Consider the following 12,464-nt stretch of genomic DNA (forward strand, 5'->3'; position numbering starts at 1 on the left):
GCTCAATCTCCCTGGAAGACTGGTTTCTGCTTGGCCGCAAACGCTTCATACGCGCGCCGGAAATCTTCGGTCTGCATGCAGATCGCCTGCGCCTGCGCCTCGGCCTCGATGGCCTGCTCGATGGTCATGCTCCACTCCTGGCTGAGCATGGTCTTGGTCATGCCGTGGGCAAAGGTGGGGCCGCTGGCCAGTGCGCGCGCCGTGGCCTGCACATTGGCCAGCAGGTCGGTGCTTTCGTACAGGTCGTTGAAGAAGCCCCAGGCCAGACCCTCGTGCGCGGTCATCGCGCGGCCGGTGAACAGCAGCTCGCTGGCGCGGCCCTGGCCGATCATGCGGGGCAGCAGGGCGCAGGCGCCCATGTCGGCACCGGCCAGGCCCACGCGGGTGAACAGGAAGGCGGTTTTGGTGGCCTCGGTGCCGTAGCGCATGTCGCAGGCCAGCGCCATCATCGCGCCCGCACCGGCGCAGATGCCGTCGATGGCGCCCAGCACGGGCTGCGGGCAGGCGCGCATGGCTTTCACCAGGTCGCCTGTCATGCGTGTGAACTCCAGCAACTCGGGCATGGTCATGGTGGTCAACGGGCCGATGATCTCGTGCACGTCGCCGCCCGAGCAGAAGTTGCCGCCCGCACCCGTGACCACGATGGCTTTCACATCGGTGGCGAAGCGCAGCGCGTAGAAGAAGTCGCGCAGCTCGGCATAGCTCTGAAAGGTGAGCGGGTTCTTGCGGTCGGGCCGGTTGAGCGTGACGGTGCCAACGCCCGCATCAAAGCTCCAGGCGAAGTGTTCGGCCACGTAGCTGGCCTGTGGGTTGAACTGCTCGCGCATGGGGTTGTTTGCCCCGATGTAGTGTTTCATTCGGCGGTCTCCTGTGTGTGTTCCTTCACCTTGCCCAGCAGGCGGTACAAGGTGCTGATGTCGCGCTCGCCGAGCGAGGCGAAGGCTTCGACGATCCATTGCTCGTGCTGGCGCGCCATGGTGTTGAACTGCTCGCGGCCCTGCGGCGTGAGGCGCACCAGGTAGGCGCGGCGATCGCCCTCCACGTCCATGCGCTCCACCAGCCCTTCGGCCACGAGCTGGTCGGTGATGCCGGTGATGTTGCCGCTGGTCACCATCATGCGGCGCGAGAGCTCCTTCATCTTCATGCCGTCCGGTGCGCGCTCCAGCTGCGCCATCAGGTCAAAGCGCGGCAGCGTGGTGTCGAACTGGGCGCGCAGGTGGCTGCGCACCTGCTTTTCGATGAGCTGGGTGCAGGTGAGCAGGCGCAGCCACAGGCGCAGGGCCTCGGGGTGCTCGCTGGGGGCGGCGCCGTGCAGGCGGGCTTCGAGGTCCATGGCTAGCCTTCTTCCTCGGATGCTCTGTTTTTAGTAGCTGCTTGCGCTTGATGGGCCTGCGCTGCAATCTGTTTTTGCTTCGAAATTTCGCGCAGCATCTGGTCGCGGCCGCTGGCGTACTGCACGGGCCAGTCGGTGTGCGCGGCCGCCACGGGGCTCAGCTGCGCGGCGGCGTGCAGCGTCCAGGCCGGGTCGGCCAGGTGGGGGCGGGCGATGGCGCACAGGTCGGCGCGGCCGGCGGCGATGATGCTGTTGGCATGGTCGGCCTCGGTGATCGCGCCCACGGCCATGGTGGCAATGCCCACTTCGTTGCGGATGCGGTCGGCAAACGGCGTCTGGTACATGCGGCCGTAGACAGGGCGCGAGTCGCGCGTGGTCTGGCCGGAGGACACGTCGATCAGGTCTGCGCCTGCCGCCTGGAACCGCTGCGCGATGGCGATGGCGTCATCGGGCGTGTTGCCCCCGTCCAGCCAGTCATGGGCCGAGATGCGCACGGAGAGCGGTTTGCCCTGGGGCCACACGGCGCGCACGGCAGTGAACACTTCCAGCGGGTAGCGGCAGCGGTTGTCGATGCTGCCGCCGTATTCGTCGGTGCGTTGGTTGGTGATGGGGCTGATGAAGCTGGCCAGCAGGTAGCCGTGCGCGCAGTGTAGCTCCAGCCAGTCGAAGCCGCAGGCCAGCGCGCGCCGGGCGCTGGCAACGAACGCGGCGGTCATCCGGTCCATGTCGGCGCGGGTCATCGCCGCGGGTGTCTGGTTCTGTTCGCCATAGGCCAGCGCGCTCGCCGCGAGCAGCGGCCAGTTGCCCTGGGGCAGTGGCTCGTCCGTGCCTTCCCAGCCCACGCGGGTCGATCCCTTGGGGCCGCTGTGGCCCAGTTGCAGGCCGATTTTGGCGGTGCTGCTGCCGTGCACGAAATTCACGATGCGGGCAAAGGCGGCTTGCTGCGCGTCGTTCCACAGCCCTGTGCAGGCAGGGGTGATGCGGCCCTCGGGCGTGGGGCTGGTCATCTCCACCATCACCAGCGCCGCGCCGCCGAGGGCCCGCGCGCCCAGGTGCACCAGGTGGAAGTCCTGCGGCACGCCATCGACCGCGCTGTAGGTGGCCATGGGGGAGACGACGATACGGTTCTTGAGCGTGAGGTCCTTCAACGCAAACGGCGTGAGCATGGGCGGCACGGCCGCCTTGCCGCCTGCCAGCCAGGCCTCGTAGCCTTCGAGCCATGCCGCATCGCGCAGCCGCAGGTTCTCGTGGCTGATGCGCTGGCTGCGGGTGAGCAGCGAATACGCGAATTGCTCGATGGGCATGCCGGTGTAGCGGCCCACGTTCTCGAACCACTCGGTGGAGTTGCGCGCGGCGTTCTGGATCTTGAGCACCTCCACGCTGCGGCGCGCCTCGTAGTGCTGCAGCACGTCGTCGATGGGCAGGCCCGTGGCGAACTCGTTGGCCAGGTCGATCGCATCTTCGAGCGCGAGCTTGGTGCCGCTGCCGATGGAAAAATGCGCCGTGTGCGCCGCATCGCCCATCAGCACGATGGGCACGCGCTTGCCTTTGACGGTCTCGCGGTGCACCCAGGTGTTGCAGATCACGCGCGGAAAACGGATCCAGTTGGCCGAGCCGCGCAGGTGCGTGGCGTTGCTGATGAGGGCGTTGCCGTCGAGGTATTTGGCGAACAGCTTCTCGCAGAACGCGATCGCCTCGGGCTGCTCCATCTGGTCGAGGCCGTGGGCCTTCCAGACCGCCTCGGGCGTCTCGATGATGAAGGTGGAGGTGTCGGCGTCGAACTGGTAGGCGTGGGCCTGGAACCAGCCGTGCTCGGTCTGCTCGAAAGCGAACGTAAAAGCGTCCAGTTTCTTGTGCGTGCCCAGCCACACGAAGCGGCATTCGCGCAGGTCGATGTCGGGTTGATAAACGTCGGCGTAGCGGGTGCGGATGCGGCTGTTGAGGCCGTCGCTGGCGATCACCAGGTCGGCGCCGTATTGCGCGGCCAGCGCCTGGTCGTCGGCCACATCGGTCTCGAACACCAGCTCCACGCCCACCGCCAGGCACCGGTCCTGCAGGATGTTGAGCAGCCGCTTGCGCCCGATGCCGCAAAAGCCGTGGCCGGTGGACCGCACGCTGCGGCCCTTGAAGAACACCTCGATGTCGTCCCAGTGGTTGAACGCATCACCGATGAGCGCGGCCGTGGGCGCATCGGCCGCCTGCAGGTTGGCCAGCGTCTGGTCCGACAGCACCACGCCCCAGCCGAAGGTATCGAACGGCCGGTTGCGTTCGACCACGGTGACGCGGTGCGCCGGGTTCTGCTGCTTCATCAGCAGGGCGAAATAGAGACCGGCGGGCCCGCCGCCAATGCAGAGGATGTTCATGTCAAAATAGTTTAGACCTAAACAAATTACTGTCAATGGGGGGTTCCCGTGCAGGCTTTCGGCGCGGCACGGGCCCGGCGCACAATCACGCCCATGGGGCTGCTGCCCCGCACGCCCTTGCTTTGACCTGACCTGAGAAGGCTTTCACTCCATGCTCTACAAATTCAAGTCCCGCGCCGCTGCCGATCTGATCATGCTGGAGCCGCAAGGCCGGCAGATCGTGGCCCTCATGGGCAAGACCCCGGGGGGCAGCGGCATCGTGACGGCGGCGCAGATCCCGGGCGCCATTGCGGCGCTGGAGGCCGCTGTGGCCGCCGAAGAGGCCCTGCCCCCCGTCAACGAGGCGGGCGAGGAGGCGACGGAGCAGGAGCGCGCCGACGCGGTGCGCCTGCGCCAGCGCGTGGCGCCCTTCATCGAGATGCTGCGCCGCAGTGCCGCCGAGCAGGTGGACGTGGTCTGGGGCGTGTAGCCCCGCCTGCGCGGCGCCAGATCGTCGTTGTCGGGGGCTTCTCCAGCCGGGCTTTCGGCGCCACAATCTGCAGATTCACCCCCCTTCGGGAGTTGCTCCATGCCCGCAAGCCAACGCACCGTGCAGATCTGCTTGTTCCTCGTGGCGGCCATTGCGCTGTTTGGTGGTTCCTTGCAGCTGCTGATGGGCCAGCCCGAAACGACTCCCCGGCTGGACAATGTCCACCGCTTCATGGGCGGCATCTATTTTTCCATGGGCGTGATCTGTGCCTGGGCTGCCCTCACCATCCGGCAACAAGGGACGCTGGTCTACCTGATTGCCTTTGGGGTGCTCGTGGCCGCCGTCGGGCGGCTGCTGTCGATCAGCAAGGTGGGCATGCCCGAGCCCGCCGCCCTGTGGCTGGGCTACCTCATCCCCGAACTGGTGCTCCCTGTCGTCCTGTGCGTGGCACATTGGCGGAGCCAGCGCCGCCGCTGAGGCTTTCGCGCGGGGGCCTCTCAGTCCACCTTCGCGCCCGAGGCCTTCACCACCTGTGCCCACTTCCGGTGTTCGTTGTCGATGTGCCGGGCAAAGTCGGCAGGCGTGTTGCCGCCGGGAATCGCGCCCTGCGCCAGCAGCCGCTCCTTCATGGCCGGTGTGGCCAGCGACTTGGCGACCTCCTGCTGGATGCGGTTCACGATGTCGGGCGGGGTGCCTGCCGGGGCCAGCAGGCCAAACCAGGAGCTGGCCTCGTAGCCCTTGAGCGTGGGGCCGCCGGCCTGCTCCACCGTGGGCACGTCGGGCAAGGCGCTGGAGCGTTCCGCGCTGGTCACGGCCAGCGCGACGAGCTTGCCGGCCTTGATCTGGGCCATGGACGAGGGCAGGTTGTCGAACATCACATCGGCGTTGCCGCCCACCAGGTCCATCAGCGCCGGGCCCGAACCCCGGTAGGGCAGGTGCAGCATGAAGGTGCCGGTCATGCTTTTGAACAGTTCGCCCGCCAGATGGATGGAGGTGCCGTTGCCGCTCGATGCCATGTTCATCTTGCCGGGGCTGGCCTTGGCCACGCGGATGAAATCCTGCACGTTGTGCACGCCCATGGCCTTGGCCCGGTCGGTGTTCATCACCATCACATTGGGCACGGCGGCCACCAGGGTGATGGGCACGAAGTCCTTGATGGGGTCGTAGGGCAGCTTGGTGTACAGCGCGCGGTTGATGCCGTGCGTGCCCACCGTGCCCATGAGCAGGGTGTAGCCGTCGCCGGGCGACTTGGCCACGACCTCGGCGCCCACATTGCCGCCGGCGCCTGCGCGGTTGTCCACGATGAATGGCTGGCCGAACGCGCGGCTCAGCTCGGGCGCCATGGCGCGGGCCAGGATGTCGGTGGTGCCCCCGGGGGCAAATGGCACCACGATGCGCACCGGCTTGGCGGGCCAGCCCCCGCCCGCAGGGGCTGCCTGTGCGTGGGCCGTGCCCGGCGCCAGCAGCGCGCCGGCGGCTGCGAGCGCCAGGGCGCCCAAGGCGCTCAGGGTGAACGCCAGGGCCATGGCCTTGCGGCGGCTGCGTGCCTGGCTGCGGGCCTGGATCTGCGCGCTGGAGCGCGCGGGGGTGCGGAAGTCATGTTGCTGCGCCATGGAAGCCATTCCTCGTTGAAGTCCTTGGAGCCCGGAGGGCTCGCATGCCCTCTGTTCTACGCGGGTGTGCACGGCAGGGGCAGGTGGGATTACCCGAGGGGCGTCGGCACCGTTGGCGCGGGCGGGCCTGCCGAGATGGCGCCACGGGGCACCAAAGAGAAAGCCACCGGGCCGGGTGGCGCGGTGGCTGGGGGTGTGCGGGCGATGCGCTGCCGGATCGCCCGGGGTTCCTTCAAGCCGGCTTAGTCGGCGTAGGTGCCGGCAGCCTTGATCACGGCGCCCCATTTGTCGATTTCGGCGGCCACGAACTTCTTGTGCTCGGCGCCGTCCACGCGCTTGTCGGTGACGACCACGGCACCCAGGGCTTCCTGCTTCTTGATGAACTCGGGGTCCTTCAGTGCGGTCTTGAGGGCTTCGTTGATCTTCTTCTGCACATCGGCTGGCGTGCCTTTGGGGGCGTACAGGCCGTGCCAGATGCTCACGTTGAAGTCCTTCAGGCCCGATTCGGCCAGCGTGGGCAGGTCCTTCAGGGCGGGCGTGGTCAGGCGCTTGGCGGTGGTCACGGCGTAGGCCTTGACCTTCTTGCCTTCGATCTGCGAGGTGGTGTTGGTGGTCTGGTCGCACAGCAGGTCGATCTGGCCGCCGATCAGGTCGGTGATGGCGGGGGCGGTGCCCTTGTAGGGCACGGCGGTCATGTCCACCTGCATGGCGCTCTGGAACATCAGGCCGCACAGGTGCGACGCCGCGCCCAGGCCTGCGTTGCCCAGGTTGATCTTGCCCTTGTTCTGCTGGATCCAGGCCGTCAGCTCCTTGAAGTTGTTGGCGGGCATCGTGGGGCGCGCGATCAGCGTCATGGGCACTTCGTTGACCATGCCCAGGTACTCGAAATCGTTGGGCACGCTGAACGAGAGCTTGCGGTACAGCGCGGGCATGGTGGACATGCCGATGTGGTTGAGCAGCAGCGTGTAGCCATCGGGCGCGGCGCGGGCCACGCGGGCGGCGCCAATGGAGCTGCCGGCACCAGCGGTGTTGTCCACCACCACGGTGGCGCCCAGGGGCTTGCGCAGGGCTTCGGCCAGGTCACGCGCCACGCGGTCGGTGGGGCCGCCAGCGGCAAAGGGCACCACGATCGTGACCGTCTTGTCCTTGGCGGGGAAGTCCTGGGCATGGGCGCCCAGGGCGGCTGCGGCGGCAGCGGCGATCAGTGCGACTTTCAGCATTGTTTTCATGGGTGCTCCTGTAAATGACGGGCCATGATAGCGAGGGGGGTTTTGGGCAGCATTGCGGATAGTACGTAGCACACGCGCCGCATGGTCTTTAAGAAGAATGCGCCTGTAAGGCCCATCAATAAAGCGCTATGCGCTATTAATTGAGGAGCTTGGTTAGGGTAACTACTGCGATTTCCCCAAGGGCTAAATGGGATTGCTTTGCGCTGCCGCAAACCCGCCGCCGAAGGGGGCGGCAGCCGCCATGCGATGTGCCCGCCCGGCCTTGCGTGCGCCCGGTGCTGGTGCGGCGCCGCCAGGGGTCGGGCAAGGCGCAGCCCCCGAAGGCGGCACGGGGGATTACTTGTAGCTGCGCGCGTCTTCAATCACCTTGCCATCGTTGGGCAAGGTGCCGGGGGGCAGCATCTGCACGTCGCCCCGCAGCTTGGTCACTTCGCGGATGGCATCGCCCAGCTGGTGGGCCAGGCCCTCGGCGGTCTCGGTGGTCTCGACCTGCAGCACCATCTGGTCGTTGGCCATCTCGCCGCTGACCACCAGACGTGCGCGCAGCACCTGCGGAAAACGCCGTGCAATCGTGGCCACCTGGCCGGGGTGCACGAACATGCCGCGCACCTTGGTGGTCTGGTCGGCCCGGCCCATCCAGCCCTTGATGCGGGTGTTGGTGCGGCCCGTGGGGCAGGGGCCGGGCAGCACGGCCGAGAGGTCGCCGGTGCCAAAGCGGATCAGCGGGTAGTCGGGGTTGAGCGTGGTCACCACCAGCTCGCCCACCTCGCCCTCGGGCACGGGGTCGCCGGTGCCGGGGCGCACGATCTCGACGATCACGCCTTCATCGAGCACCAGGCCTTCGCGCGCCGAGGTTTCGTAGGCGATCAGCCCCAGGTCGGCCGTGGCGTAGCACTGGTAGCCCGCGATGCCACGTTCGGCAAACCAGTCGCGCAGCGAGGGCGGAAAGGCCTCGCCCGAGACCAGGGCCTTGGTCACGGTGGGCAGGGGCACGCCCAGTTCGGCGGCCTTTTCGACAATGATCTTGAGGAAGCTCGGCGTGCCGATGTAGCCGGCCGGGCGCAGCTCGGCCATGGCCTGCACCTGCTGCTCGGTTTGGCCCGTGCCCCCGGGGAACACGGTGCACCCCAGCGCATGGGCGCCGGTTTCCATCATCGAGCCCGCAGGCACGAAGTGGTAGCTGAAGCTGTTGTGGATCAGCTCGCCGCAGCGAAAGCCCGCCGCATGGATGGCGCGCGCCATGCGCCAATAGTCGCGCCGCGTGCCTTCGGGCTCGTAGATGGTGCCGGGGCTGGCGAACACGCGCGTCATGCCGGGGCCAAAATCCAGTGCACTGAAGCCGCCAAACACATTGGCGGCGCGGCCGGCCTGCTGGCGTTCCAGCAACTCGTATTTGCGCGTGACGGGCAGCTGCGCCAGCGCTGCGCGGCTGGTGACCGCCGATGCGTCCACCCCGGCCAGGATGCCGGCAAAGGCCGGCGAGGCCTTCTGGGCGTGGGCGATCTGCTGCGGCAGTGCCGCCATCAAGGCCGCTTCGCGCTCGGCGGGGCTGCGCGTCTCCAGGGCGTCATAGAACGTGCTCATGCCTGGGTTTCCTTGTGAGGTTGTTTGATTGAAATATGCCTCTAGCGCTTTTCGATCAAGCGTAAGCAGCTATGAAATTGAGAGTGATTCCGTTGGAGGTCTGAAAAGGAACACGGCCCTGGTCGCCCGCGCTGCCGGAGGCCAGCGCCACCGCGCAAGGGCCGCCCCGCCGCGCTGGTGGCGTCCCCCTGAGGGGGATGGCGCGTTAGCGCCTCAGGGGGCACCCTAAGCAAGCCAGCGCTTGCGCCGCTTGTAGCTTTTGACATCCTTGAAGCTCTTGCGCTCGCCGCCGCCCACGCCCAGGTAGAACTCCTTCACGTCCTCGTTGTTGGCCAGGTCGCTGGCAGCGCCGTCCATCACCACGCGGCCGCTTTCCATGATGTAGCCGTAGTCGGAATATTTGAGCGCCATGTTGGTGTTCTGCTCGGCGAGCAGGAAGGTCACCTTCTCCTTCTTGTTCAGGTCCTGGACGATGTTGAACACCTCCTCCACGATCTGCGGTGCCAGGCCCATGGAGGGCTCGTCCAGCAGCACCATGCGGGGGTTGGCCATGAGCGCGCGGCCGATGGCGCACATCTGCTGCTCGCCGCCCGAGGTGTAGGCCGCCTGCGAGGTGCGGCGCGTCTTCAGGCGCGGAAAGTAGTTGTAGACCTTCTCCAGGTTGGCCGCGATCTCGGCCTTGCTGGTGCGGGTGTAGCTGCCCGTCATCAGGTTCTCTTCAATCGTCAGGTGGGCAAAGCAATGCCGCCCCTCCATCACCTGCACCACGCCGCGCTGCACCAGGTCGGCGGGCGAGAGGTTTTCGATGCGCTCGCCGCGCAGCTCAATGGAGCCCTTGGTGACCTCGCCCCGCTCACCCTTGAGCAGGTTGGAGATCGCGCGCAGCGTGGTCGTCTTGCCCGCGCCGTTGCCCCCCAGAATGGCCACGATGCTGCCCTCGCGCACCTGCAGCGAGACGCCCTTGAGCACCAGGATCACGTGGTTGTAGATGACTTCGATGCCGTTGACGTTGAGAACAATGTTGCTGTTGGAGTCCATGGTCTTCCTTCGCTTTGCCAATCCAAAGAGCTGCTGCACAACCCTTTGGATTGGCGGCTGCCAAAAAAGCAACCGCTGCTCACTGGCCGTAAAAACTGTCGCTGCCCAAGGCCAGGGCCACCGTGCAAGGGCCGCCCCGCCGCACCGGTGGCGTCCCCCTTCCCGAATCGCGCAGCGATTCGAGAGAAGGGGGAAGGCGCGTCAGCGCCTCAGGGGGATGTACCGAATCAAGACTGGCAGTCCGCCGCATCCCGGCGCGTCATCTTCTTGTCCGCCAGGTACTTGTCGGCGCCCGCCTTGATCATGGGCTTGAGGATCTGCTCATCGGCCTGGTACCAGTCCGACGAGAAGTTCCACTTGCCGCCGTCCCAGGTGTGCACGCGTGCCCAGGTGGAACCCATGTGGTCGGCGCAGCTGGTGGACAGGGGGCGCATCACGCCGCCAAAGCCCAGTGCGTCGAGCTTCTTCTGGTCGAGGGCCAGGTTCTCCATGCCCCAGCGCACTTGTTCGCCGGTCATGACCTTGCCCTTGCCGAAGCGCTCCTGCGCGCGGCGCACCGACTCGACGGCCAGCATCTGGATGATCACGCCGCGGGTGTACAGCACCGAGCCCACTTCATCCTTGGGGCCCGTGCCCTGGCCCTTGTCGTGCACGTTCTTGAGGATGTCCTGGATCACCTTGGGCTGCTGGCCCGAGGTGTTCAGGGCCAGCGCGTTGTAGCCCTTGGCGCCTTCACCCACGTCGCGCACGTCCGGTTCGGCACCGGCCCACCACACGCCATACATCTTGTCGCGGGGGTAGCCGGTGGCCTGGGCTTCCTTCAGGGCGGTGGAGTTCATCACACCCCAGCCCCACAGCAGCACGTAGTCGGGGCGGCTCTGGCGCACCTGCAGCCAGGTGGCCTTCTGCTCCACGCCAGGTGCGGTCACGGGCAGCATCTGCAGCTCGAAGCCGTGCATCTTCGAGCGTTCCTGCAGCAGCGGGATGGGTTCCTTGCCGAAGGGGCTGTCGTGGTACACGAGGGCGATCTTCTTGCCCTTGAGCTTGTCCATGCCGCCTGCGGCCTTGCCGATGTGCTGGATCAGGATGTCGGCGCCGGTCCAGTAGCTGCCCATGAAGGGGAAGTTCCACTTGAACGCCTGGCCGTCCTGTGCCACCGACAGGCCATAGCCCAGCGTCATCAGCGGGATCTTGTCCACGGGGGCTTTCTCGGTCAGTGCGAAGGTGATGCCGGTGGCCTGCGGGTCGAACAGGGTCACGCCGGGCTTGCCCTTGAGGCGTTCGTAGCATTCCACGCCGCGGTCGGTGGCGTAGCCGGTTTCGCACTCTTCAAAGGTGAGCTTCACGCCGTTGATGCCGCCATCGCGCGCGTTGATCATCTTGATGTAGTCCTGCTTGCCGTTGGCCCATGGCACGCCGTTGGGGGCGTAGGGGCCGGTGCGGTAGGACAGCAGCGGGAAGAACTGTTCCTTGGCTTGAGCGAACGCGCTGGTGGTCACCGCCGAGGCGCCTGCGGCAACCACCGCAGCGGCGATCACGATCTTCGAAAGCTTCATGGATGTCTCCTTTGAATGAATGTGTTGAAGCACGGGAAAAAACCGGAGGAACAGACAGTGAACGCGGCAATGCGGGGTGTCCGTATCGGGAAATGCGCGTAAGGGGTTTCCGCAGGGGCTTTGCGCTCAGTGGGGGAAGGGCCACAACCGCAGCTTCTGCTTGGCCGTAGACCACAGCTTGGCCAGGCCGTGGGGCTCCACGATCAGGAACCACACGATCAGCGCGCCGAAGATCATCAGCTCGGCGTGCGAGACACCGGCCGTGGACACCTCGATACCGAAGAGGCCCATGAAGGCAGGCAGGAACTGGTTGAGCACGATGGGCAGCACCACGATGAAGGCCGCACCAAAGAAGCCCCCCGAAATGGAGCCCAGCCCGCCGATGATGACCATGAACAGGAGGCGGAACGAAATTTCCACCGAGAACGCAGCGGGCTCCCAGGCCCCCAGGTGCACAAAGGCCCACAGTGCGCCGGCCATGCCCACGATGAAGGAGCTGACGGCAAACGCGCTGAGCTTGGCATACATGGGGCGGATGCCGATCACGGCGGCGGCCACGTCCATGTCGCGGATGGCCATCCATTCACGGCCGATGGCGCCGCGCACCAGGTTCTTGGCCAGCAGCGCCACCACGACCAGCAGCGCCAGGCAGAAGATGTATTTGCTGGTGGCGCTTTCGATGGGCATGCCGAAGACCTGCAGGTTGCTCACCGATACCGAGCCCGAGTCGGAGTTGTTGGTGAACCACTTGATGCGCAGGAACATCCAGTCGCTGAAGAACTGCGCCGCCAGCGTGGCCACCGCCAGGTACAGGCCCTTCACGCGCAGGCTGGGCAGCCCGAACAGGATGCCGAAGAAGGTGGCGCACAGCCCGCCCAGGATGAGTGCCGGGATCAGCGGCAAGCCCGGAAAACGCACGAAGAAGTTGTAGGCCCCGTAGGCACCCACGGCCATGAAGGCACCCGAGCCCAGCGAGATCTGGCCGCAGTAGCCCACCAGGATGTTCACCCCCAGGGCGGCCAGCGCCATGATGACAAACGGAATCAGGATGGCGCGGAAGATGTAGTCGCTGGCCAGCATGGGCACGACGAGGAAGGCGACGGCCAGCAGCAGCGCAATGGCGATGCGGTCCTGTGCGATGGGAAAAATCTGCTGGTCGGCGCGGTAGCTGGTCTTGAACTGACCATTTTCACGGTAGAGCATGGAGGTCTCCGGTTCTCGTTGTTATGGGTTACACGCGGTCAATGATCTTGTGCACGGGGGCGCACCTGCGGTGCCC

11 protein-coding genes are annotated in these 12,464 nt (G+C 66.4%); 2 read left to right on the forward strand and 9 right to left on the reverse strand.

Going from position 1 to position 12,464, the window contains the following annotated elements:
• Positions 1–2 precede the first annotated feature (2 nt).
• Genes DBV10_RS11790 through DBV10_RS11800 form a run of 3 tightly spaced genes read right to left on the reverse strand, consistent with a single transcriptional unit; the run spans position 3 to position 3,696 of the window.
• Positions 3–857, reverse strand: a complete 855-nt coding sequence (locus DBV10_RS11790) for an enoyl-CoA hydratase family protein (RefSeq protein WP_124513821.1) — start codon at positions 855–857, stop codon at positions 3–5.
• Entirely contained in the window at positions 854–1,333 is a 480-nt protein-coding gene (locus DBV10_RS11795) for a MarR family winged helix-turn-helix transcriptional regulator (protein ID WP_124513823.1), read from the reverse strand. Before DBV10_RS11795 ends, DBV10_RS11790 begins: the two co-directional genes overlap by 4 nt.
• Before the next feature lie 2 nt (positions 1,334–1,335).
• Positions 1,336–3,696 carry a bifunctional salicylyl-CoA 5-hydroxylase/oxidoreductase gene (locus tag DBV10_RS11800; protein ID WP_124513825.1) on the reverse strand — a complete coding sequence of 787 codons (2,361 nt, stop codon included), beginning with the start codon at positions 3,694–3,696 and terminating at the stop codon, positions 1,336–1,338.
• 151 nt (positions 3,697–3,847) lie between these two features.
• Here DBV10_RS11800 and DBV10_RS11805 point away from each other — a divergent pair, with 151 nt between their 5' ends.
• Positions 3,848–4,165 (forward strand): DUF1840 domain-containing protein, encoded by a 318-nt coding sequence (locus tag DBV10_RS11805; RefSeq protein ID WP_124513827.1) that lies wholly within the window; start codon positions 3,848–3,850, stop codon positions 4,163–4,165.
• Positions 4,166–4,264: 99 nt separating this feature from the next.
• Positions 4,265–4,642, forward strand: coding sequence for a DUF4345 domain-containing protein (locus DBV10_RS11810; protein WP_124513829.1), 378 nt, complete (start codon positions 4,265–4,267; stop codon positions 4,640–4,642).
• Between the two features lie 20 nt (positions 4,643–4,662).
• Here DBV10_RS11810 and DBV10_RS11815 read toward each other — a convergent pair whose 3' ends face one another.
• The 6 genes from DBV10_RS11815 to DBV10_RS11840 form a co-directional block, all read right to left on the reverse strand.
• Positions 4,663–5,691 carry a tripartite tricarboxylate transporter substrate binding protein gene (locus tag DBV10_RS11815; RefSeq protein ID WP_124513886.1) on the reverse strand — a complete coding sequence of 343 codons (1,029 nt, stop codon included), beginning with the start codon at positions 5,689–5,691 and terminating at the stop codon, positions 4,663–4,665.
• A 329-nt stretch (positions 5,692–6,020) separates the two neighbouring features.
• Positions 6,021–7,007, reverse strand: coding sequence for a tripartite tricarboxylate transporter substrate-binding protein (locus DBV10_RS11820; protein ID WP_124513831.1), 987 nt, complete (start codon positions 7,005–7,007; stop codon positions 6,021–6,023).
• 336 nt (positions 7,008–7,343) lie between these two features.
• Positions 7,344–8,591: a phenylacetate--CoA ligase family protein gene (locus DBV10_RS11825; RefSeq protein WP_124513833.1), complete on the reverse strand. Its 1,248-nt coding sequence runs from the start codon at positions 8,589–8,591 to the stop codon at positions 7,344–7,346.
• Positions 8,592–8,816: 225 nt separating this feature from the next.
• Complete coding sequence (locus DBV10_RS11830) at positions 8,817–9,629, reverse strand: ABC transporter ATP-binding protein (RefSeq protein ID WP_124513835.1); 813 nt, start codon at positions 9,627–9,629, stop codon at positions 8,817–8,819.
• A 227-nt stretch (positions 9,630–9,856) separates the two neighbouring features.
• Positions 9,857–11,185 (reverse strand): ABC transporter substrate-binding protein, encoded by a 1,329-nt coding sequence (locus DBV10_RS11835; RefSeq protein WP_124513837.1) that lies wholly within the window; start codon positions 11,183–11,185, stop codon positions 9,857–9,859.
• A gap of 126 nt (positions 11,186–11,311) precedes the next feature.
• The gene (locus DBV10_RS11840) at positions 11,312–12,388 is read right to left on the reverse strand and encodes a branched-chain amino acid ABC transporter permease (RefSeq protein ID WP_124513839.1); all 1,077 of its coding nucleotides are present in this window, start codon (positions 12,386–12,388) and stop codon (positions 11,312–11,314) included.
• Between the last annotated feature and the right edge of the window lie 76 nt (positions 12,389–12,464).

It is taken from the genome of Acidovorax sp. FJL06 (assembly GCF_003852545.1).
Lineage (GTDB): Bacteria > Pseudomonadota > Gammaproteobacteria > Burkholderiales > Burkholderiaceae_C > Acidovorax.

Excerpts from the sequence above, each read along its gene's own strand:
- DBV10_RS11825 (WP_124513833.1), bottom strand. The coding sequence starts at position 8,591 with ATGAGCACGTTCTATGACGCCCTGGAGACGCGCAGCCCCGCCGAGCGC.
- DBV10_RS11840 (WP_124513839.1), bottom strand. The coding sequence starts at position 12,388 with ATGCTCTACCGTGAAAATGGTCAGTTCAAGACCAGCTACCGCGCCGAC.
- DBV10_RS11815 (WP_124513886.1), bottom strand. The coding sequence starts at position 5,691 with ATGGCCCTGGCGTTCACCCTGAGCGCCTTGGGCGCCCTGGCGCTCGCA.
- DBV10_RS11810 (WP_124513829.1), top strand. The coding sequence starts at position 4,265 with ATGCCCGCAAGCCAACGCACCGTGCAGATCTGCTTGTTCCTCGTGGCG.
- DBV10_RS11805 (WP_124513827.1), top strand. The coding sequence starts at position 3,848 with ATGCTCTACAAATTCAAGTCCCGCGCCGCTGCCGATCTGATCATGCTG.
- DBV10_RS11800 (WP_124513825.1), bottom strand. The coding sequence starts at position 3,696 with ATGAACATCCTCTGCATTGGCGGCGGGCCCGCCGGTCTCTATTTCGCC.
- DBV10_RS11795 (WP_124513823.1), bottom strand. The coding sequence starts at position 1,333 with ATGGACCTCGAAGCCCGCCTGCACGGCGCCGCCCCCAGCGAGCACCCC.
- DBV10_RS11820 (WP_124513831.1), bottom strand. The coding sequence starts at position 7,007 with ATGAAAACAATGCTGAAAGTCGCACTGATCGCCGCTGCCGCCGCAGCC.
- DBV10_RS11790 (WP_124513821.1), bottom strand. The coding sequence starts at position 857 with ATGAAACACTACATCGGGGCAAACAACCCCATGCGCGAGCAGTTCAAC.
- DBV10_RS11830 (WP_124513835.1), bottom strand. The coding sequence starts at position 9,629 with ATGGACTCCAACAGCAACATTGTTCTCAACGTCAACGGCATCGAAGTC.
- DBV10_RS11835 (WP_124513837.1), bottom strand. The coding sequence starts at position 11,185 with ATGAAGCTTTCGAAGATCGTGATCGCCGCTGCGGTGGTTGCCGCAGGC.